Genomic DNA, 22,566 nt, shown 5'->3' with positions numbered 1-22,566 from the left:
TAGGTAGATCACCGCGCCCGTCCCACCAGCGACTTACTTCAAACGACCCTATCGAAACTGCCCCAAAAACTCCTGGGGCAATCCACCATCGTTGCGTTGGGGCAGTCCCGATAGGGACCTAACGTTTTCGGGGAGCAATCCTGACAAATCGCGCGTAAGCGGCTGTCGATGAGTGGCTTGGCCCGTTCTCCTCAGCCGAGTATGGCTCCAATAATGGAGGCAGTCGGCTAATCGGAAGCTGGTAGGCGGAGATCGGCGATTTCTGGTCTGGCGGTCTGCCGGAAACAACAGCCTGTACGCCGCTCTATGATTGAAACGACTCTCTGTGATGCGCAGCATGCGCCACTCACCCGAGATGACTCATGCGAATTTATATCGATGAAGCCGGGCCCTTCCTGCCACCGAATCCCCCACGGTCGCTGTTTTCCCTCGTCCACGCTCTGATCATCCCAAGCGCAGTTGAACGGGAGTTGCTGTACGAATTCTTGCGTCTCAGGGATACATGGCCGAATCGGAACGTCGAGATTAAGGGCAGCAGTCTCGATGAATCGCAGGCTGCGCAATTGATCAATCTCGTACTGAGATACGACGTAATTGTCGAATTCATCGCACTGGATGCGAATACACACCCTGACTCCGTAGTTGAGGATTACAAAAACCGCCAAGCTGACGCGGTGACCGCGAGTATTACGCGTGAGCACGACCCAGGGCCCATTCCGCATTTTTATCAACTTGGTGAACGCGTTCGAGTGATGCCGAACCAACTGTTTCTGCAAGCCATGGCCACATGGGAGCTAATCATCAGAACGGTTCGCGAAGCAACGCTTTACTACGTCCAGCGCCAACCTCTGGAGTTGGGCGACATCAGTTGGGTAATAGATCGCAAGGATCGGAAGATCACTGAGATGGAGGAAACGTGGAGCACGCTAATTCTTCCCCTGAGTGAGACTGCTTTCATCAAAAAACCTTTACTTTGCATTGAGGGAGAAGACTATTCGCATTTCGAATCGAGGTATGGTCCCACGGACGGCATGGCGGACCCCGAGATGCTGCGGCACAGGGAGTGGTTAAGTTCGGTTTCCGAGAAGCCGATGGATTCTGTTGCGATCGATGCGGAGCTGCTTCTGACCGAACAGAGAACGTTCGAGGATTCGCGCGACTCGTTGGGGCTCCAACTATGTGACATGCTCGCGGCAATTCTCCGTCGTGCCCTCAACGATCGGTTGCAGCTTCCCGGCTGGAAAGATTTTGGGGGCTTGCTCATTCGGCACCGAAATCCCGGGAATGGGATTGTTCAACTCGGACTTCTACCGGAAGATGATAAGCGGATGCCCAGCCACGCGGAAAAGGTGTGCCTGATCCTCGAGAAAAAAGCAAAGTCGATGATTGCGGAGCGCAATCGGCGCTAACCAGCTCACTACACGGGATCCAGTGGGTATTGGCGCCCATCCAGAGGCTATTGCTCGCTAAGGAGGGGATCGCGCAAGCGAGGTTGTCAACGAGCGCATCATCGCTGATGCACTCATCGAGGCCGATTCACTCCTCATATGTCGGCTTGTAGCAAGGATTCTTCGAGCAATGTGTCGCTCCGGTCGGTTGACCGCCCAACCGGACGTAACTCAAAATCCTGTCAACCCCCACTTCTCTCGAACTCCCCACAACCCCCTCATTCCACGCACAAAATAATTCCGCAGATTTTGCAGGTAATTAAACGTAAAAGTCGCACACTGGAAGTGCAGGCATCTGAGGGCGGCTCGCCGTCTCGCGATGCCTTTCTCATTTCCAGAGGAAATCACCATGTCCGACGCACCTGCATCGACGCCATTCCTGGGCATGGAAGAACGAGCGAACCGCCGCCGCTTACATCGGCGCACCGCAATTCGGTACGAACCTGCCCCAAAACGATGCAATTGCCCGTAAGTTTAAATCTATGAAGACTTTAGATCTTAAGTTGTTTGCTTACAACAACTTACAAGGACCCCTTAAGGCGTTAACTTCCATGGAATCAGGACTTTGATCGAAAATGGCACTTTTTTTCGACACGCAACCATTCGGTTGCATGATTTCACCCTCCGCCTTGTCAGCCGGAGACTCGGAAAGCAGCCCCGCACATGCCGTCTTCCGATATAGATTCCGCCCCAAAGCGCGCGTGTGCTATCCTCCCCGCGTGTCCGTCACTTCCTCGCCTCAATTGCAAGCCACGCAGCGGCACACTGCGCTCGTCCGCATAACCCACTGGCTTACCGTCGTCTCTTTCCTCGCACTGCTCATCACCGGCGGGGAAATCATCATCTCCCACCCGCGTTTCTACTGGGGCGAAACCGGCAACTCCGGCACCACTCCGCTCTTCAAAATCCCCATCCCTGCTTCACGCGATACTGTCCCCTCCGGCTACAACTACGTCATGCCCGATCAGAACGGCTGGTCCCGCTACCTTCATTTTGAAGCCGCATGGGTGCTGGTCGTCACCGCCCTCGTCTACGGGGTAGCAAGCCTCCTCAACCGCCACTTTGCACGCGACCTTTTTCCCGCGCCCGCAGATCGCAACTGGCGCTCCTTCCGTAATGTCTTCGCAAGGTACCTCCGCCGCGGTCCGCCCGACCCCGCGGAAAGCCACGCGTACAACGTCGTCCAGCGCACCGCCTATCTCCTCGTCATCTTCATCCTCTTCCCTCTCGTCATCTGGACCGGCCTCGCGCTTTCCCCAGCCTTCGATTCCGCATTTCCCGCAACCGTCAATCTGCTCGGCGGCCGCCAGTCCGCGCGCACGCTGCACTTCTTCGTCACCGATCTGCTCGTTCTCTTCCTCATCGTCCACGTCGCAATGATCGCCCTCGCCGGATTCTGGAGCCGCACGCGCGCCATGATCACAGGCCGCACTGCATCCCCATCGGAGCGCCGCCCATGAGCAACATCTCCCGCCGCAAACTCATCACCACCGGCGTCGTCGCCGCAACCGGCGTCGCGGGCCTCGCCGCCGCCAACCGCATCGCCCGTCGCTACGGGCTCGTCCCGCCCGACAGCAGCGGCTTCTACGGCCCCGGTGAAACCCTCACCTACGCCGCACAGCGCCTGCTCACCCGCCACTCGCTCGCCCGCGAGTTCCCGCGCAGCATGATTTCCAAGGTCCCCTTCCGCAACGAAACCGCACCCTCCAGCGAAGAATTCAAGCGCCATCAGGCCGCCGGCTTTTCAGATTGGAAACTCGCGGTAGATGGCATGGTCGCGCACCCCGCATCCTTCTCTCTCGCCGACCTCAAGAGCCTTCCCACGCACAGCCAGATCACCGAAGTGGTTTGCGAAGAAGGCTGGTCCTACGTAGCCGAGTGGATCGGTACACCGCTGCACAATGTGCTCGACGCCGTCGGCGTCCTGCCGCAGGCACGCTACATCGTCTACTTCTCCATTGAGAAAGACTGGTGGGAAAGCATCGACATGGCCGACTCCACGCATCCCCAGACCTTCCTCACCATGGGCATGAACGACGGCGATCTTCCCGTAGGCTTCGGCGGACCGCTCCGCCTCCGCCTCCCGCGTCAGCTCGGCTACAAGAGCGTCAAATACATCACCCGCATCACCGCAACCGATTCGCTCAAGCACTTCGGCAAAGGCCTCGGCTCCGCATCCCCCGAAGCCGGCTACGCCTGGTACGCCGGCATCTGAACCATCGGACCCGGTTGCCGCAAATCCATGTCGCCTCGTCATCCTGAGCAATGCTCTATCGCTCCGTCATCCTGAGCGAAGTCGAAGGACCTGCTTTTCACTCCGCATCAATCCGCACGAATTTGGCTGCCCCATTCATGCCGCGGTTTCATCGCGGCATGAGTGGGAGAGCACGAACCTCAATCTTCCGGGTTCTCACCTACTTCTCCAGCGAATACACCACGTTAATCGTCGTCTCCACTTCCATCGGCTCTCCATTCAGCAAGAACGGCTTGTACCGCCACTGCCGCACCGCGTCCAGAGCAGACTGCTGCAACTCGCTCGGCCCCGACACAATCTTTAAGCTGTCCACGTGCCCGTTCTTGGTGATCACCGCATCCAGCACCACCGTCCCCTGAATCCGCGCCGTCTTCGCCTTCGGCGGATACTTCGGAGTCACCTTGCTGATCACGTTTCCCTGCATCGTTGCAGCCGAAACGGAGTGCGGCGCGCCCTTCTTCGAATCCTGCTTATCCGCGCTCGCCTGCGCATCGGCACCCACCCGCAGCGCCACCGCCGACGCCGCCGTCGCAACTCCCAGCACCACGCACGCGGTCACCGAAACCCACGCGCGCACCCTGCCCATCTGCGTTTTCTTCTCCGTAAGTTTCATAAGTCTCCTCTCCAGTGTGTTGGCATCAAAAACTCCGATCGCATGTGGAACCCTCACCGGCCTGCCCTGCAACAACAAACCCGCCAGCCGCAACAGTGATTGCGCGTATTCTTCACTCCCTGAAATCCCCGCAGCCATCTCGTCGCACACCATCTCCCGCGTCTCCGCGATGCGTTGCCGCGTAAGCCAGAGACACGGGTGGTAGCTCAACGGCAGCGCTGCGATCTCATACGCCAGGTTCTTCGAAAAATCGTTGCGGCGGATGTGTGCAAATTCATGCGCAATCGCCGTATCCAGATCCGCCTGCGGCATGCGCATCATCATCCCCGCCGGCAGCATCACGCGCTTCCGCACAACGCCCATCGTCACGGGCGCAAAAACTTCCTTTGAACGCACAACCGCAACCGGCCCCGCAATGCCCATGCGTTTCAACCATCGCTCATACGAGAGCGCAGCTTCGCCGCTCAACCGCAACGGCTCCGCGCCTCGACGCAGCAACGACAGCCGCACGCATCGCCACACAAACCGCGCAATAAAATAGCCCGTCACCGCCGCATACACGATCGCCACAGTCCCCATCACTCCCGGCGGCAACCGCAGGGCGGCAAATCCAGCCCCGGCGCCCGCGCCCATCTGCACTGCAACCTGCCCGCCCGTCGCCGCGCCTCCCTGCGCAAACCACGGCCACGCAAAATGCAGGCTCTCCCACGGCAGCAGCGACAACGCCGGCAGCGCGCCCTCCAGCACCAGCGCGCTCACCCACACCTGATGCTCCGCCGCCGGACCCGCCGCTCTCAACCCGCGCGCCGCAATCCATGCTGCCGCAAACACCAGCGGCGCCTGCCAAAGCGAATTCAAAACATACGACACCAGCAAGGACTCAAAGCCGCTCATGCCGCGCCTCCCTTCTCCTTGCTGAATTGCTCGGTCAGCTTCGCCAGCCGCTTGGCGTCGATCTGCCGGCTCTTCAGCAGGCTCATTACCAGCTCTTCGCTCGACCCGCCAAACATCCGGTCGATCATGTCGCGAAGACTCTGCCCGTAAGCCTTCTCCTCGCTCACCTTCGCCGAATATACAAATGCCCGGCCATCCAGTTCGCGATTGAGCTTCCCCTTGCGCTCCAGAATGTTGAGCACCGTCTGCACCGTCGTGTACGCCAGCGGCGGCCGAATCTCCGCTTGCACCTCGGCCACCGTGCTGCTTCCCCGCCTCCAGATCACCTGCATGATCCTCAACTCCAGCTTGGTCAATCCGCTCTTTGCCGAACTCGCGCCCACGCGGCCTCCTATATTTTTAGGACCCTACTCCCATCCCTTCCCGATGTCAACTAAAGTCTTAGGACACGCAGACACGTCACGCGTATTCCGGTTGACCCCTCGAACCTGCGGGTATTACAGTCGCTTTACCCCGCTGTATTCCCCCATGCAAGCCGCAAGACCCGCAGCATTGTTGCAGAATTCTCACTCCCAATGAGGTGCCGCCGCATGCGTAAATTCTTTGCCTGTCTTCTCATCCTGTCCATGAACGCCTGGGCCGTGGACCCATCCCACACCGAATCCCTCCGCGGCTACACTGCCGCTCACTCCACCGCCGAAGTGCAGTGGGAGCAGAAATTCCGCGCCATTCCCGAGCCTGATCGCATTCGCGAAAATATGCGCCGCCTCTCCGCGCGCCCCCACCACGTCGGCTCGCCCTATGACAAGGACAACGCCGAGTGGCTCCTCGCCCAGCTCAAGTCCTACGGCCTCGACGCCAAGATCGAACAGATGGAAGCACTCTTCCCCACGCCAAAGTTCCGCAAGCTCGAACTCCTCGGCCCCACCAAATTCACCGCCAAGCTCGAAGAGCCCGCCCTCGCCATCGATCCCACCTCCAACCAGAAAGATGAGCAGCTCCCCACCTACAACGCCTACTCCAAAGACGGCGACGTCACCGCTCCCCTCGTCTACGTCAACTACGGCGCGCCCGCCGACTACGAGCAACTCGATGCCATGGGTGTTTCCGTCAAAGGAGCCATCGTCATCGCTCGCTATGGCCAAACCTGGCGCGGCATCAAGCCCAAGGTCGCTGCCGAGCACGGCGCCGTCGGCTGCATCATCTACTCCGATCCCAAAGACGACGGCTACACCCGCGGCGAGTCCTATCCTGAAGGCCCCATGCGTCCCGCCGAAGGTGCGCAGCGCGGCAGCGTGATGGACATGCCCGTCTACCCCGGCGATCCGCAGACTCCCGGCATCGGCGCCAAGCCCGGCGCAAAACTCATCCCCCTTGACCAGGTTCAGACCATCACCAAGATTCCCGTGCTCCCCATCTCCTACGCCGACGCCAAGCCTTTCCTCGAATCCCTGCAAGGAGAAACCGTACCTGAGAACTGGCGCGGCGCTCTTCCCTTCACCTACAAAACCGGCCCCAGCAAAGTGCAGGCCCATCTTGCCGTCGCCTTCAACTGGGATCGCAAGCCTCTCTACGACGTCATCGCCACCATCCCCGGCGCAACCTTCCCCGATGAGTGGGTCATTCGCGGCAACCATCACGACGCCTGGGTCAATGGCGCCGAAGATCCCCTCAGCGGCGCCAGCCCTGAACTCGAAGAAGCACGCGCACTCGGCAAACTCCTCAAGCAAGGCTGGAAGCCCGCCCGCACCATCATCTATTGCTTCTGGGATGGCGAAGAGCCCGCGCTCCTCGGCTCAACCGAGTGGGCTGAATTCCACGCCGACGAATTGAAGCAGCACGCCGTCGCCTACTTCAACTCCGACGGCAACGTCCGCGGCTTCTTCCACGCCGGCGGTTCCCACTCGCTTGAAAACTTCATCAACAGCGTCGCCAAAGACATCGACGACCCCGAAACCAATATGTCCGTCTGGAAGCGCGCCCGCCTCGCTGCCCGTCTCCGCGGCACACCCGAATCACGCACCGAGGCCAAATCGCGCCCCGACAGCCGCATCGGCGCTCTCGGCTCGGGCTCCGACTACACCGTCTTCATCGACCACCTCGGCGTTCCCAGCGCCGACCTCGGCTATGGCGGAGAAGATCCCGGCGGCGGCCAGTACCACTCCGTCTACGACGACTTCTACTACTACACCCATTTCCAGGACACCACGTTCGTCTACGAAAAAGCCCTCGCGCAAACCGCTGGCTCCATGGTGATGCGCATGGCCGACGCCGACGTCCTGCCCTACCAGTTCACTGATCAGGCAGACACCATCCACACCTACGTCACCGAAGTCAAAAAACTAGCCGACACCATGCGCACCCAGATCAAGGACCGCAACGCCGACCTAGCCGACGGCGTCTACAAAGCTGCCGCCGATCCTAAGAAAACGAGCGTTCCGCCTCCGGTCGACTCCGTGCCGCCCTACTTCAACTTCGCGCCGCTCGACCAGGCCTCCGACGATCTCACCGCCGCAGCCGCCGACTACGAGAAAGCCTTCACCGCGCATGCCGCCACCGCGGATCCCAAGGTGAATGCGCTCCTCCTCGCAACCGAACACGCCCTCACCGATCCCGCCGGTCTCCCTAATCGTCCGTGGTTCGAAAACATGATCTACGCCCCTGGATTCTTCACCGGCTACGGCGTCAAAACGCTCCCCGCCGTCCGCGAAGCCATCGAGCAAAAGCAGTGGTCTGCCGTCGATCCTCAGATCGCCAGAACCGCCGCCGCCATCGAACGCGAAACCGACAAACTCAAAGAAGCCACCAAAGCCCTCAACGGCGAATAACCAAATCCCGCCCATCCTGGAGAGCCTTCACCCAAAGTGCAGGCTCTCCCGCACTCCCGCGACAAACCCGCCGACGACAAAGCAATATCCCCCCGAACCGAAATCCGTCCACATCCCAGAATCTCCATTCGCAAGCAAGCTCGATGAGCGCAATGGCCTATCGCCGATTCCTCGGCATCCTAGGTCTCCTGGTCGCTCTCGTCCTGCTCATCGCCTGCGTCAACGTCGCCAACATGATGACCGCCCAGGCCGCCGCCCGCGCCCATGAGATGGCTCTGCGCATCTCGATCGGCGCCGGCCGTCGTCGCCTCGTCCAGCTCATCCTGTGCCAGAGCGCGCTGCTCGCCATCCTGGCGTCCGTCCTTGGTGTACTCTTTGCGGCGTGGGCGGCGCCCTTTGTGCTCAGTCTCGTCAACCCGCCCGACAACCCTGCGCGCCTCGCCCTTCCCGCCGACTGGCGTGTGTTTCTCTTCGCCTTCGGGCTCATGATCCTCGTCGCCCTATTACTTGGCTTGCTTCCGGCTCTCCGTGCCTCGGCCGTCAGGCCGGTCGCCGCCCTCAAAGGTGGTGAAGATCCGCACTCGCCACGCCGTCTCATGCGTGGAGCCATCGGTCTTCAGGTCGCTTTCTGTTTCCTGGTCCTCTTTCTGTCTTCGCTCTTTGTCACTTCCTTCCAGCGCCTCGAGAACCGCCCCCTCGGTTTCTCCACCGACCGTCTGCTCCTGATCGAAACCGTCGCCGGCAAAGGCCAGCTCCCCGTCGTCTGGAATCAAACCGCCGAGGCGCTCCGTGCCGCTCCGGGCGTCGACTCGGTAGCCATCTCCAGTTGGCCCGTTCTTGGCCACATTCGAATCAACAGTGAAATCTCCATCAACGGCGCGCCTCCCGGTTCCACTCCCGCCTTCTTCCGGAGCGTTTCCCCGGGCTTTTTCTCGACGATGAAGATTCCCCTCGTTTCCGGCCGCGAATTCCGCCCGGAAGACACCTCGCCGGGAGCCGCCATCGTCAACGAAACCTTCGTCAAGACCTTCTTCCCCGGTCAGGACCCCATCGGCCGCACGTTTCAACGCGGCGCCAATCAACCCTCCAACAAGATCGTCGGCGTCACCGCCGACGTCCCCGACCACGACCTGCGCGAGCCCAACGGCGCAATGTTCTACGTCCCCTTGTCCGGAATCGACGACAAATCCGCTCCCACGGCCGTAAGCTTCGCCACCTTCGTCATTCACACCGACGCCAAGAACCCGCTCGCCCTCGCCGGTTCTCTCCGCGCTCTCATTGCCGAACGCCACAACGGCCTTCGCGTTTCGAACGTCACCACGCAGCTCGACCTGGTCCGCGACCAGACCGTTCGCGAGCGCCTGATTGCCATGCTCGCCGCCTTCTTTGCCGCCGTCGCGCTGCTTCTCGCCGGCATCGGACTCTACGCGGTCCTCAACTACTCCGTGCTTCAGCGCCGCCGCGAGATCGGTATCCGCATGGCGATTGGCTCGACTCGCGCCGGCATCGTGCGCGTTGTGACTCTCGATGTATTCTTCATGATCGCGCTCGGAGGCTGCGCGGGCGTCGCACTCGGATTCGGCGCGGCGCGCTATGTCGCGTCGCTTTTCTACCAAGTCAAAGCAACCGACGCGGATATGATCGCCCTGCCGGCATTTGCCATTCTGCTCACCGCGCTCGTTGCCACGCTGCCCGCCGTGCTTCGCGCGCTGCGAACAGATCCGACCGAAATTCTGCGCGCGGAGTGAGGGACAGTGTCCCACTTATAGCGAACTTGCTGATGGCGATCGGATTCTCCATGCTTCAGGAACATTAGCGGCAACATCGCCCAAGCACTCATCGAGCTAAACTCAGGTCGGTTACTCACACCCCAAACCCGGATCGGGCCTTGAGGCTTTCTGGTTGTCAACCCCCATCCGGCCGAAATCCAGGGCAAGCTGAACAAACTAAATCAAATAAAAATCCCGACCACTTTGCAGGTAATTTCGCATGACTGGCGCAGAATGAAGTTAGCTTGAATCCCGAAAGGGGAAGCGGCAATCATCGCCAAGACACGATTTGTTGTGTCCGGGAGAAATAGAGAGATGACGAATCTTCATTGCCCTTATGTTTCACAGCACGATTGCGCTTGAATCAGAAAACAAGCTGTGAACGGGTTCTTAGCAACCCTCTTTCTTCTTTCTGGGTTGCGTTGTCGAAGTGTGTGTTTCAGTTGCGGGCGGGAGCACCGGCGCCGCTACCTTCGGCATCGCCGGCGCGGTTGTAGCAGGAGCGCTTGTACCTTCCACCTGTGGCGCTCCGCCGAAGAACCTCGCGACCTGAGCCTGTCTCTCAAAAGCAGTATCGTTGCCTCCTTGTGGCCTGATGGGAAAGAGCACAAAATCCTTCCAACCCTGCAAGCCGCCGCTCAAGACATACACCGATTTGTATCCCTGAGATTCGAGCAAAAACCACGCTTTCGCTGCTTCCAGACTGTCATTCGAGTAGAGAACAAGCTTCTCGTTGTGTGCGGCGAAGTTCTGATTCAGAGATGCAAGGGGCGCATCTTGCGCAGTCGGAATATGGTAAACGGAATAGTCTTTCTCTGCGCGAAGATCGATGAGGCGGAAGTCATTCCGGTCCTGGATGATCCAGTCTGCCAGTTGCACAGGCTCGATCAGATCAGCGCCTCTGTCGACGCGAACGGCAAGGTCTTTGGTGTCGATGGTTGTTCGGCTGCCGCGATATGGATCACCGGCAAAGGCGGCAAACAGGCCAACCGCTGCGAGACCGAGAGCCAGCCCACGCACGGGTGTGAACTTCCGAGAAGCGCCGATCAGAGACCCATCGGCATCTGGTTCCTTGCCGGCGAATTTCTTCTCTGCCCACTCTGCGGCAGCGAACGCGCCGAGGGCCATCAACACAACCGCGAAAACCAGAAGTCCATAAGGAAGGTCGAAGAGCTTCGGGAGAGTGATCTGCCCCAGCGAGGTCGAGTGGGTGAAATTAGTGATGAAGGGATAGACCTCTGCGAAACCGAGAAGTCCTGCAATCATGCCGAGGACGTAGACCATTCCGTCGATGCGACCGGTGGCAGCAGATACGCACGAAGTCCCGGGGCAATAACCGCCGATCACGAATCCGACACCCAGCAGAAGCCCGCCGACGATTTGCGGCACCAGGAATGTCGGAACAAGATAGACCAGCGACAGATCCACGAACCCCGCCCGCGAGAGCAAATACAGACCGGTCATGGCAGTGATGATGGCGGTGAACATGACCTTCAGAACGCTGAGGTCGCGAAAATAAAACTGTGCGGCGAGTTTGCGCGAACTGCCGAAACCGGCGCGTTCCAGAAAGAAGCCGAAGCCGATGCCGACAAGAAAGGCAATAATGAAGCTGGCCTCGTCCCCGAAGAGTCCGAATTTGTAGAAGGGAGCGTTCATATTAGATCCACTGCTTTCTAAAGAAATAGGCCACTGCATAAGCGCCGCCAAAGACACACCACATGAAAGCCCAGCTGCCAACGTTGAGAAGCGCTCCGCCAGTCAGCGCCTGACCACTTGTACAGCCCAGGGCAATCTTTGCGCCGATGCCCATGAGTCCCCCGCCGATGAACGCAAGGATCAGACGGCTCATGGTGTTGATGTGCGGCCCTTTCTCCACCGTGAACTTCAGCCGGTTGGCGAGCACGCCGGAAAGGAAACCGCCGACGAACACTCCGAGAACCTCAAAGACGAGCCAGTCTTTGAGAGGGCTGCGAGAGCCATCGCCGAGGTACTCGGCATAGAAGGCGTTGTTTTCCGCATGTGCCGGAGCTACTGCGTGCACCGCGGTTGCCACTGCTGTCGTAAAGGCTCCAGATGCGCCCAGTCCCCGTCCCATGATGACGAAGGACGCGAGCAGTATGAGGCCGAGGCCGAATCCGGCCCAGTACGAGTTCCAGTAAGGCTGTGGAGAGGATGTTTCCTGGTTCATAGATTCACCTGTCAATTCATTGCTTGAAACCAATGGCTTTGCTGGCCGGCGTATACAAGGATGAAACGGAGTGCAATTCCACCGAAGATCACAAGGGCGGCCGGCGCCAATGTGTGACGAATGCGGCTTCGTAATTCGAGAGTCTGAAGCACGAGCGGCAGAACGATCCCAAGGGAAACCACAAATATCCAGAAGACCGCAGCGTAGGGTCCGCTGAGAAGGAGAGAAGCTCCATTCTGGTGGACTGCAGTGGATGTAAGATGGCCGATCAGGAGCAATCCGAGCAACCCAAATTCGATTGAAAGAAAGCTGTTATCAGCTCCGGCCAGGACTGGAGCCACCTTCTGGTCGAGAGGCCGTGCCTGTGCGAGGCGTGACAGGGATGAGAGAAGGAAATCTGCGAAATCCGGCAACTCGCCATCGGAAGCGGTGAGCACAAGGATGCCATGCAGTAGAGCGGCAGCAGTGGACAGGCCGGAGAACAGGAAGAGTGGCCCAAGTAAAGCGCTGTTCCAAAGCGGACGCGCGCCGAGAGTGCCCAGCAGGATACCGGTATAGATGCCCAGGGCGGTTCCGACTAGAACGTTCCCAATGCCAATGGTGATAACCAGGCGAGTGCGCAAAAGAATGAAATCGCTCCAAGTGACTAGGACTGGGAACCGCCTGGCCAACGCCGGAATTGCCTCCGGCAGGTGTGTGAGCGCGTTGGCTGTCAAAGCTGGATAGACGAGAAGCAGAATCCACGAGCCCCACGACATGGGCGAAGTGACCTGAAACGTGGTGTAGAGCCGCCAGACGTAGAACTTGTGCGAAAGATCGAGGAAGAGTACGAACATGCCCAGGCTCAGAAAGGCCAGCCCGACCAGAGGTCCGATGGTGCAACAGACGAGAGCCTCCCGCTGCTTTGGCCGGACTGCAATCAGACGCACTCCGGCGATGATCATGAGCCCGGCAACGATACCCCCCAGAAAAAGATAGATGGGGATCTGCCATTCCCAGACGTGAAGTGACGGATCAACCAGCGGATTGTGTCGAGAGATGGTTAGTTCAGTGAATGCGTTCATGTTCGCTCACGTCAAATAGAAGATGCATGGTTTGGTTCCCGCTTCGGGCATCAGGGCGTGATGCGGTCGGGAGTTGAGGAGCCGGCTGACTTCAGATTGAGGATCGTCCAGATCGCCGAAATGCATACAGTGCGTTGGGCAGACAGAGACGCACGCAGGATCGAGACCCCGCTCCACCCGATGAATGCAGAACGTGCACTTGTCCGCATACCCGTCCGGATGAATAAAACGTGCGTCATAGGGGCAGGCTGCCATGCAGGCTTTGCAGCCGATGCATTTGTCATGTGTCACCAAAACTACTCCGCCGCGTTCATGCACGTGACTTGCCCCGGTTGGACAACACGAGACGCACGGAGGATTGGCGCAGTGGTTGCACCGTTCGGAGCGAATCTCGAGCTGAACGGTTGGGAAGATGCCGTGCGCCTCTTCCGTGATCCAATCGCGACTGTAGCCCTCGGGGACCCCGTTCTCGGTCTTGCAGGCCACCACACAATCGTGGCAGCCGACACATCTGCGTGTATCGATGACCATCCCGTAGCGCGACATCGTCAGACCTCCGTCTCAAGAGTCACAAAATTCACATTCATTCCGGTTCCGCCCATCAATGGATCGGTCTTATAACGCGTAGTTAGTTGCGAATCGCTTGCGCCGCGACCTAATGCACGGTGCATGCCGCGGGAGGTGTGACCGAAACCATGCACCATGTACACGCAGTCTGGCCGGATGCGCTCCGTCGCCTTGATGCGAACCTTCTCGCTCAGCTTTCCATCCTGATTGCGAAGGCGCACATAGTCGCCGCTCTTGATGCCCAGTCTGGACGCTTCCGCTGCGTTCAGCCACACCGCATTCTCATTCATCAGATCCATCAGCAATGCATTCGTTTGCGTGCGGCTGAAGGTATGCATCGGTGCCCGGCCAAACAGCAGACGATACGAGCCCTGCGGCGGCTCCTCAGGCCGGGTGTAGCGCGGCACCGGATCGAAGCCCGCCTGCTTCAATTGTGCCGAGTAGAATTCAATCTTCTTCGACGGCGTGTCGAAAACGGCCGGCGCACCTTCTTCAAAGTAGATGGGCGACTTCGGACCGAGAATCACTCCGTCGCGCTTTAACTGTTCCCAGTCCAGGCCGGCGAGCTTCACGCGCGTGGCTAAATACTCTTCGATGTCCTTCCACGGATAGTAGGCGTTCAGGCCGAGCTTTTCGGCCAGCGTTTTGGCGATCCACCAGTTCGGCCTCTGATCGGCCGGCGGGTCAACGACCGGTAGGCGAAGGCCGACAAACATCTGCTTGAACGCCTCCACGTGCAGATCATCATGACGCTCCAGATAAACAGATTCCGGCAGCACCACGTCAGCCCATCCGGCGATCTCACTGGGAACAACATCGCAGACCACCATCAGGTCGAGATTCTGAATTGCCCGGATTGTCTCTTCCGCGTTTGGCAGCGAGTACATCAGATTGGTGGCATAAACAAACCATCCCTTGATGGGGTATGGCTTGCCCGTGATCGTGGCCTCACGAAGCCCGGTGCTGACACTCTCCGTGGAAAATGGATACCGATTGCCCGGATTATCTGCCGGCTCGCGCTTGGACTCGGGATACGCCGGATGCGGATAGGGTGGAACCTGCATCTTGACCGGAACCCAGAGTCCGCCCTTGCGCCCCCAACTTCCCATCAACGCGTTCAAGAGAGCCATGGCGCGAGCGCGCTGCGCATCATCGCCATACCAGCTCGAGTGGCGTCCTGGATGAATGAGCGTTGCGGGCCGGTATCGCGCCATCTCGCGCGCGGTGGCGCGAATCGTATCGGGATCGATGCTTGTTTCCGGATAGGCCCACTCGGGCGTGTACGGCTGGATCTCGTCGACGAACTCTTCGAAACCAAAGGCATACTTGTCGACATATTCTTTGTCGTAGAGTCTTTCAGCGACGATGACGTTCATCCACGCAAGAAGCAGAGCGAGGTCGGTGCCGGGCTTGATCGGCAAGTAGAATTTTGCCTTGCCGGCGGCGACCGAAAAGCGCGGGTCGACAACGATGATGCTTGCGCCACGCCCGACCGCATTCGCAAATTCCTGCACCTGGGTGTTGTGCATGTTCTCGCCAATATGCGAGCCGATAAGCACGATGCATTGTGCGTTCTCAATGTCGGTGCGTTCCGGCGAACTGGGATCATCGCCGTACGTAAGTGTAAAGCCCGTATCGCGCGGTCCACGGCACTGCGCCCCAGACGGTGCAACGATGTTGTTGGTGCCGAAAGCGCGCAGTGTGTGTTTGAAAAAAGATCCGCCGAGTCCGTGGATGAATGCGCCCATCGATTCCGGTCCATACTCGGCCTTGATTTTCTGCATCCTGTCAGCGATGAAGTTCAGCGCCTCATCCCAGGTCACCGCTTTCCACTTGTCCTCACCACGTTCGCTGACGCGAAGAAGTGGGGATCGCAGGCGATCGGAATCGGAATGTGCCCCAATACCTCCCGTACCCCGCGGGCAGAGGCGTCCGCGCGACAGGGGATCGAGAGGGTTGCCTTCGATCTTCCAGAGTTTTCCGTCGCGTACCGTAGCGATTGCGCCGCACTCCCAGAAGCAGAGATTACAGAAGGTTGGCACAGATCGAATCCCTTTTTCGGCAGGCTTGTCTGATCCGGCAATGACGCGAATAGAGCCATCGAGCGCACCGGCCGCGGCAATGGTTCCGGCACTGATCTTCAGAAAGCGACGGCGGGAGAGATTCATGATCTGCTTTAACCTCCTATTGACACGATGCATTTAGATGTAACATGCATACAGTGACCCTCATCACTTTCACCGTTCGGTTGAATGGATGCGGGTCTCATCGCGCGAATGATCCTCCCGACTTGAGTGGCGCTGATTGCCAGTCAGGCAACACGCATTTCGAGCTGAGAGCGGAGCCATAATTCTTGAAGTCTGCGAATACCGCGGCAATGCGGCGATCTTTCTCGTTGTGGCACGTAAGGCATGCGCCAACCAGCAGAATCCTGCGCTGCTCCTCCAGCGTGAAGGGGCGAGCATCTTTACGCGTTGTCCTATTCGGGCGCGGCTCCTCGAGGAACTCTGTCCAGGCGTCTGCGGGCAACCCATCCTCAGGACTGAGAGTATAGGCCGGCTTGAATTGCCATTCCGCAGTATGGCCGGAGACAACGTACTTGAGTTGTCCTCGCCCGTAGCCGAGGGCTGCAGGATTTGTGTGGCACGATCGGCAATCGCGCGCGCGACTCGCAATCGTATGTGCGGATGCGGGAGCGAAGAGGCGATGAAACGTAGTCTGCACTCTTGCCGCGTTTTTGGGGATCTTCAGATTGAGAATCATCCCCGGAATGAACGTTGTGATTCGCTCTTGCGGCTGCCCGCTGAAACTTGCTGCGCCTTGAATGCCCAGTGGCGGCGCGTCGCTGAGATATCCATTCGGTTCCTCGTTCCAGCTGCCATCAACAGACTTCCCGGCAAGGTGGTCCCATCCTTGCGTTCCGCGGGCAAATGATGTGTGACAGGAGATGCATTGCGGTGCCCAGGCCGTGTGGCAGGCAGTGCAGGTCAGCCGCTCGTGGATCTTCCCGGCGCATGCCCGAGCCAGCGGTTTGGGCCGCAGGAGCTTCGTGGAATTCGTCAACGAGAGAATTGGGCGTGCGGCGGCATCGAGAAACGCATTTGGATAGGCAAGCGTTGTCGACCCTGCTGTGACAAACATGCGTCCAGCATCATTTAGCTTACGCATGGCGATGATCTGCTGCGTCTCGGGATCGAGCTGCGCGAACTCTTTTGCCGGTGTCCTGCCGTTCGAGTGGCAGTCAACGCAGGAAATCCGGATGGCGTCGCTCTCATGTGTTCGTGAGAATCCGTCGCCCATAACTTCGGATCCAAGGTGGCAATCCACACAGGTCATACCCTTTTCAGCGTGGATGTCGGCACCGTGTTTCTCAAATATGCGTCCCTCCGCCAGAGTACGGTACTTGGCAGGCCATCCGGGCGATGTTGTCGCAGCCTTCTCATCGGGCAGTGTCTCGTGCCAGCCTTCGTAGCTTGTTGAAATACGGCCGGAACGGCTGTGGCAGCCAAAGCACGCATCGTTCGGAATGTGAATCGAGATATCGGGATGATGCAGAGGTTCAGAGGAGGTCGGCCGTTTCGCCAACTCCTCGGCGGCAGCGGCATCGTAGCTGAGGTGGCAGGCAGAGCAGCCGCCTCCGCGGTCGGTTTGATTGAGGGGACCGGGGTGAAGCTTGTCCTGCCCGAGATGGCAGGAGGCGCAGAGGTTTCGGAGGTGTGTATCGGCTGGCGAATGCCCCAGTGCAGCCACACTGTAGTGCGCGTTGAGATCGTTGTTCTCCCCGAATGCATACTTATCCACCGCCACGACGCCACTCATCGTATTCATCAGAGACAAGCGCACCCGATCGGCCTGATCGGTGTGGCAGTTCGAGGCGCCGCATGTCTGATTCACAAGGGAAAGATTGCCCGGCGTGAGCGTCATGCCGGAGTGCGCGAGCGTCTTATCGAGAGTCCATGGGTTGCCGAGGTGGCAGCAGGCACAACCGATCGTCGCGGGATCATGCGCTGCAACAAAGCCCATCATCCCCTTGTGGCACGAAAGGCAGCCTTCACGCCGGCCCTCCACGATCGGAACTTCGCGCGCAATGAGTTTGTCGCCAGGCGCGGTGTAGGCGCGATAGGAGAGAAAATCGGCCTCGCCAGCCAGCACAGTGCGGGGACTCATCCATTGCCATCCACCTCCGCGGAATCCGAGTCCAACAATGGTCAGGCCGACGTAGAGCAGGGTTGAGACTGCCAACGTCCATCGCGCCGCGGTGTGCATGTGCGAGGGAAGCCTCGGCAATAGAATCAACAAGCCAAGAAAGGCACTTCCCAGCCAGACAACAATCTGCGGCCGACTAAGCCAATGCAGGAGTTCTTGCAGGCCAACCAAATACCAGGGCCCTTTTTCGACGGAGGAGGTGCGCCATTGGAGGCCCGGCACAAGGAATAGGGAAAAAAACAGGACTGCCGGAGTTATCCACCCGAGCGATCGAACGGTGGGCAAGATCCGCCGTGAATGCTCGGCAGTGATGAGCCACATGATCAAGGTCGCCGTGCAGGCGTGATGGAGATAGATAGTGGAGAGATCTGCCCCAGTACCCGTCAGCAGCCGGCGAAGCCCTGTGCCGATGAGCGGAATGAAGCCGAGCAAGCTACGTAATACTGGGAGGGCCTGAATAGCAGCCGCGTCCCCTCGCAGGAGAAACCCGGAGAGCATGGCGGCGATGATCACTGGAATTGTTAGCGAAAGGCGCAGCCACGCTCCAAACCGAATCACCTTTTCGCTACGGCGCAGCAGATGGTCGACAATGTGTGCGAACGTCAACACGAGGAATGCCTGCGCCGACCAATAATGCAGGCTACGTACAAAGATGCCCGCGGGATTCTTCAACGACAGGAGAGCGAGTGAGTCGAGCGGAGAAGCGGAGGCATACACAGGCACAAGCATGATGCCGCTCGCTGCGCAGAGGCCAAAGGCTCCAAGTGACAGCATCCCCATTGGTGGAATGCGTCTTCGAGGCTGCCCATTCGCGCGGTTCATTGCCTAGTTCTCCAGAGTCGCGCGCAGGACGGCATTTGACCGGTCCAGTGCAAAGGGGAGTCGGCGCAGCCCACGCATGGCTGGTCCGTGCACAAGCTCGCCCAACAGGTTAAAACGCGAACCGTGGCAGGGACACACAAACTCTGCTCCTTCGATCTTGTTGATTCGGCAACCAAGATGAGGGCAGAGTGAGGAGAAGACGGCAATTCCTGCGGAGTTGTTGATCACGATCAGTCGGTCATAAAAGTGAACCCCGTGTCCCGGGTTCCACGGTACGGTGAGCAAGGTCTCTGAGTTTTCGGGAATGATCTCGGCCTGCTTCGCGACCTTGTTCATGAGCGAGATCGCCACGGCGCCAAGGGACGCCATGGCCGTTTTCAGAAAGAGACGCCGGGAAGGCCGGCGGTAAGAGTGTATTGGCACTACAGAACTCGGCATCCTGGTTTGGTTGACATGCGCAACGCCAGCTGGGATGGAAACATCCGCCTTGTCTGTCCGGTTCAGGATTTGAGCTCTCCGCATATTCATCACGACGGTCCGGGCAACGAGATTGCGAGTTCTGCGGTCCGTCGCGACGCCGCTCCCGAGTGATTAAGCACTGGATTCGCCAAGTCGCAAATAGGCACCGAGCCAAGCGGGCGAATTTCGGAAGATCCTGATATTCGCCCTGTTCATTAAAAGCTCTTACCGAAGCCGATCGTTACAGAGTTTTCAGACATTTTGCTGGTAACGCTCGTGCCAGGTATCGCACCTTGCCCTGAGATCCAGGGTCCGCTGATCGAATTCTGGAGCGCGTGATAGTACGTTGCGGTCAGGTCGACCTTACCCATGGACCAGGTGGCGCCGCCGGAGAGGTGATGCTGCACAATCGCGGGCGCTGGAGTGTTGAAAAAGGTGTACTTGTCTGGAATCGGATTCCCGGAGAAGTTGTAACCTGCCATTAGCTTCAGCGACTTGGAGACCTTTTGCTGAATGCCGCCGCCAATGGCCCAGATATTGTTCCACCCAAAGCCGGAGACCGCGTCATCGTCGTTGTAGCCGACTTCATCGAATCCTGCCGTGTTTGCGTAGTTGATCCAGCGGAGGTCAACGCCGATGCGGGTACTCTTTGTGGGAGAGATTCCCGTACCAATCGAGACGACCTGGGGCAGATTCATCTGGAAGTTCAGGCCATGCGAGTTGCCGCCCAGGTCCTTGCGATTCCAGCTGAAATTTCTGAACCAGATCGGAGAGCGGTAAGAGATCCCGACACTTGCTTTCTCGAATGCGTATTGGACCCCGGCATTGAAGCCGGCTCCTGGGGCGGGTGCATTGTTACCGGCTGACAGGTAGTAGGGCATGGAACTGCCCGCGGAGACGGGCGCTGAAAACGGCGCCGGAATCACCTGCAACATCGAAAGGGACGGAACGGCTGAGAAGCCGACCGAAAGGCGCTCGGTTACCTGACGTGCCATTCCGATCGGTACGGTCACGAGCATGTAATTCGACCGGATGCGTCCGAACCCGAATCCGTTGGGTGCCTGCGGCGTCAGGATCGGGTTTGAGAAATCGGTGTTCTCTGCATAGTCCACGCCAAATCCGCTAACCGCAAGCATGCCGATGTGGTACGCATTGGCACTTCCTGCCGGGTGATAGATGAAAGCGAAACCGGGCATGACGGACATGTCCCGTTTGCTGACGGTTGTCCCGCTCAAAGTGGCGCCGGGCATCCCCGGTCCGAAGGCATTCGCGTCCACCGTGCTGGAGAGAGAACGCCACGGAACAAAAAGTGTTCCATGGAATTCAAACCTGCGGCCGTAAAACCGGGCGGTACAGGCTGGGTTCCATGCTATCGATCCCGTCGCGTCCAGGCAGATGCCGGTGCCGGCTCCCCCCATCGCTTCGTTCACGGGGCCTGCTCCGTGCAGGAAATGCCCGTCTGTGGCAGAAACCGTAATTGGATAAAATAACGTTAGAAGAAATGCAAACAGCAGGATTGAAATCGAACCGCCCCAACGACCACACGTTCTCATCTTTCGGCCTTCCTTGTGGGAGCGCGCCGAGTATCACGTCGTAGAACAACATCGGCATCCCGATGGACACTGTGCACGTTCGAGGCCAAATCGTTCGCATTTTAGAATGAATACATTAAGAGAAAGCCGCGGAGCGGATAAGATGTTTCGTTGCACATATTCGTTGCAGGCTGCAACGCTTCGTCGTATCCGAGACGTGCTACTCGAGCTTGAGCTCACGCATTTTGCGCCATAGAGTAGAACGGCTCAAACCAAGTTCCTTCGCCGCATCGGCCTTCTTCCAATGATGCTTTTCGAGAACTGAAATGATATGCATCGATTCTGGACTCTGATGCTCCAAATGAACGGATGCGGGTAATGTAAGGCCGGCCGCCGTGTCGGGTGTCGCTGCGGCGAGCGGCAAGTGTTCCGTGGGAGTATGCAGGACTTCCTGCGGTAGATCGTCCGGCAGAATTGTTTCTCCCCGCGCCACAACGACAGCGTACTCGAGCACGTTGGATAGCTCCCGGACGTTCCCCGGCCAGGAGTAATCCAGGAGCATGCGCAAGGCTTGCGGAGAAATACGGCGCACGAGACCGCGTTGAGTGCTGACACGGCTCAGCAGGTGATGGACAAGGGGCGTAATGTCTTCGCGTCGCGCGCGTAGCGGAGGGACTTCGATCGGTACAACGCACAAACGGTAGTAGAGGTCTTCGCGAATTCGTCCCTGGCGCAATGCTCCTCGAAGATCGACATTGGTAGCAGCGATTATGCGAGCATGCGTAGTGCGGGTCGCGCTTTCACCCACTCGCTCATATTGGCGCTCTTGCAAAACACGCAAAAGCTTGACCTGCAACTGAGGCGGAACATCGCCGATCTCATCCAGGAATAGGGTTCCCTGCGATGCGAGTTCAAAACGCCCTATGCGATCGCGCACAGCTCCGGTGAACGCTCCCCTCACGTGCCCGAACAATTCGGATTCGAGCAGGTCTGCGGGTAGAGCGCCGCAGTTGACCGCGACAAATGGGCCGCCGCTGCGTGGAGAGTTCTGGTGAATCGCTCGTGCCACGACTTCTTTTCCTGTTCCGCTTTCGCCGCTGATCAATACAGAGGCTTCACTGTACTGCAGGGCTTCCACAAGACGAAAAATCCGCTGCATGGCCGCGGAGCAGCCGACCGCGCCTGCACAGAAAGCAGGAGCGGCTGGACAGCTCTCTTCGTCCTCTGCCGGCCGGAGCAGTATCAGGTAGCGAACCAGGGGGTCGCATATTTCAGAGTGGTCGGTGATCATCGGGGCTGTCGTTATTGACACCAAACGTGGGTTCGAATCACCGAACTTTAGTGTGGCCCGCCAACCTTCACGCATCTGCCCACCGAGCAAAGCCTGCCTCAGTTGTCCTCCCTGGCCAAAGAGATCCTGGCCTAACAGTTCCTCTACAGGTCTTCCTCGCAGCTTTCCTGCTACGCCGTCGCCCAGAATGTCATTCAGGAGATTGGAGACATGAACGATTCGAAACGATGGATCGAGACAGATAAAGGCTCGACCCACGGAAGCAAGTGCACGAGTGATTCCGTGTAATGCAGCCTCAGTAAGCGGGTTGAGCAACGGCTCGCATGGGATGGGCGGTTCGGCCGTGGCACCGTGTGAGGTGTTCGAGTCTTCCTGTTTCAGAAGAGGCATAGTGACTAAACTTTTATCGCGCACGATCATCTTCTTTCCTCGGGCGAGACTTCCAATGTCTCGTCTTCTTCGAGCGGACAGATGCGCGAATCGCAATCAGATTTGTGAACCGAAACACCTGTGTTTTGAACGATAACTCGCAACATGCTCATCGCCTCATCTGGCGTTGCGCGCGAGTGGCACTGCGGTAGGGGAAGGACCCGAAGCGACTGCGACGCTCTCGCGTCCGCCTGGAAATCCC

16 protein-coding genes are annotated in these 22,566 nt (G+C 58.7%); 5 read left to right on the top strand and 11 right to left on the bottom strand.

Features of this window, described 5'->3' with window-relative positions; translation table 11 throughout:
* Nucleotides 1-362: 362 nt before the first annotated feature.
* From WCA10_RS19115 to WCA10_RS19105, 3 genes are all read left to right on the top strand, one after another.
* A complete protein-coding gene (locus WCA10_RS19115; protein ID WP_472824114.1) occupies nucleotides 363-1,409 on the top strand; it encodes a DUF3800 domain-containing protein in 1,047 nt (348 codons plus the stop codon).
* 758 nt (nucleotides 1,410-2,167) lie between these two features.
* On the top strand, nucleotides 2,168-2,908 hold the full coding sequence (locus tag WCA10_RS19110) for a cytochrome b/b6 domain-containing protein (RefSeq protein ID WP_472824113.1): 741 nt from the start codon (nucleotides 2,168-2,170) through the stop codon (nucleotides 2,906-2,908).
* Nucleotides 2,905-3,663, top strand: coding sequence for a molybdopterin-dependent oxidoreductase (locus WCA10_RS19105; RefSeq protein WP_472824112.1), 759 nt, complete (start codon nucleotides 2,905-2,907; stop codon nucleotides 3,661-3,663). Before WCA10_RS19110 ends, WCA10_RS19105 begins: the two co-directional genes overlap by 4 nt.
* A 199-nt stretch (nucleotides 3,664-3,862) precedes the next feature.
* Here the strand turns inward: WCA10_RS19105 and WCA10_RS19100 are convergent, their stop codons facing one another.
* Nucleotides 3,863-5,209: a TonB family protein gene (locus WCA10_RS19100; RefSeq protein WP_472824111.1), complete on the bottom strand. Its 1,347-nt coding sequence runs from the start codon at nucleotides 5,207-5,209 to the stop codon at nucleotides 3,863-3,865.
* Complete coding sequence (locus tag WCA10_RS19095; RefSeq protein WP_472824110.1) at nucleotides 5,206-5,592, bottom strand: BlaI/MecI/CopY family transcriptional regulator; 387 nt, start codon at nucleotides 5,590-5,592, stop codon at nucleotides 5,206-5,208. Before WCA10_RS19095 ends, WCA10_RS19100 begins: the two co-directional genes overlap by 4 nt.
* A 207-nt stretch (nucleotides 5,593-5,799) precedes the next feature.
* On the opposite strand from WCA10_RS19095, the gene WCA10_RS19090 reads away from it, so the two are divergent.
* Nucleotides 5,800-8,037 (top strand): transferrin receptor-like dimerization domain-containing protein, encoded by a 2,238-nt coding sequence (locus WCA10_RS19090; RefSeq protein ID WP_472824109.1) that lies wholly within the window; start codon nucleotides 5,800-5,802, stop codon nucleotides 8,035-8,037.
* 143 nt (nucleotides 8,038-8,180) lie between these two features.
* Nucleotides 8,181-9,785: an FtsX-like permease family protein gene (locus WCA10_RS19085; RefSeq protein ID WP_472824108.1), complete on the top strand. Its 1,605-nt coding sequence runs from the start codon at nucleotides 8,181-8,183 to the stop codon at nucleotides 9,783-9,785.
* A gap of 411 nt (nucleotides 9,786-10,196) precedes the next feature.
* Here the strand turns inward: WCA10_RS19085 and WCA10_RS19080 are convergent, their stop codons facing one another.
* The 9 genes from WCA10_RS19080 to WCA10_RS19040 form a co-directional block, all read right to left on the bottom strand.
* Entirely contained in the window at nucleotides 10,197-11,462 is a 1,266-nt protein-coding gene (locus tag WCA10_RS19080; RefSeq protein WP_472824107.1) for a DUF6691 family protein, read from the bottom strand.
* Nucleotide 11,463: 1 nt separating this feature from the next.
* The gene (locus WCA10_RS19075; RefSeq protein WP_472824106.1) at nucleotides 11,464-11,994 is read right to left on the bottom strand and encodes a YeeE/YedE thiosulfate transporter family protein; all 531 of its coding nucleotides are present in this window, start codon (nucleotides 11,992-11,994) and stop codon (nucleotides 11,464-11,466) included.
* Nucleotides 11,995-12,005: 11 nt separating this feature from the next.
* Nucleotides 12,006-13,058 (bottom strand): NrfD/PsrC family molybdoenzyme membrane anchor subunit, encoded by a 1,053-nt coding sequence (gene nrfD, locus WCA10_RS19070; RefSeq protein ID WP_472824105.1) that lies wholly within the window; start codon nucleotides 13,056-13,058, stop codon nucleotides 12,006-12,008.
* A gap of 6 nt (nucleotides 13,059-13,064) precedes the next feature.
* On the bottom strand, nucleotides 13,065-13,604 hold the full coding sequence (locus WCA10_RS19065) for a 4Fe-4S dicluster domain-containing protein (protein ID WP_472824104.1): 540 nt from the start codon (nucleotides 13,602-13,604) through the stop codon (nucleotides 13,065-13,067).
* 2 nt (nucleotides 13,605-13,606) lie between these two features.
* A complete protein-coding gene (locus tag WCA10_RS19060; RefSeq protein ID WP_472824103.1) occupies nucleotides 13,607-15,793 on the bottom strand; it encodes a molybdopterin-containing oxidoreductase family protein in 2,187 nt (728 codons plus the stop codon).
* A gap of 97 nt (nucleotides 15,794-15,890) precedes the next feature.
* Nucleotides 15,891-18,653 carry a hypothetical protein gene (locus WCA10_RS19055; RefSeq protein WP_472824102.1) on the bottom strand — a complete coding sequence of 921 codons (2,763 nt, stop codon included), beginning with the start codon at nucleotides 18,651-18,653 and terminating at the stop codon, nucleotides 15,891-15,893.
* Between the two features lie 3 nt (nucleotides 18,654-18,656).
* Nucleotides 18,657-19,022 (bottom strand): Rieske (2Fe-2S) protein, encoded by a 366-nt coding sequence (locus WCA10_RS19050; protein ID WP_472824101.1) that lies wholly within the window; start codon nucleotides 19,020-19,022, stop codon nucleotides 18,657-18,659.
* 305 nt (nucleotides 19,023-19,327) lie between these two features.
* Nucleotides 19,328-20,542, bottom strand: a complete 1,215-nt coding sequence (locus tag WCA10_RS19045) for an OmpP1/FadL family transporter (protein WP_472824100.1) — start codon at nucleotides 20,540-20,542, stop codon at nucleotides 19,328-19,330.
* Nucleotides 20,543-20,864: 322 nt separating this feature from the next.
* A complete protein-coding gene (locus tag WCA10_RS19040; protein ID WP_472824099.1) occupies nucleotides 20,865-21,935 on the bottom strand; it encodes a sigma-54 interaction domain-containing protein in 1,071 nt (356 codons plus the stop codon).
* Nucleotides 21,936-22,566: the final 631 nt, after the last annotated feature.

Origin of the sequence: Occallatibacter sp. (genome assembly GCF_049582745.1) — a bacterium.
In the GTDB taxonomy this organism is placed as follows: Bacteria; Acidobacteriota; Terriglobia; order Terriglobales; family Acidobacteriaceae; genus Telmatobacter.
Note: the sequence above shows the minus strand (reverse complement) of the source record. Positions and strands in the feature narration are given on the sequence as shown.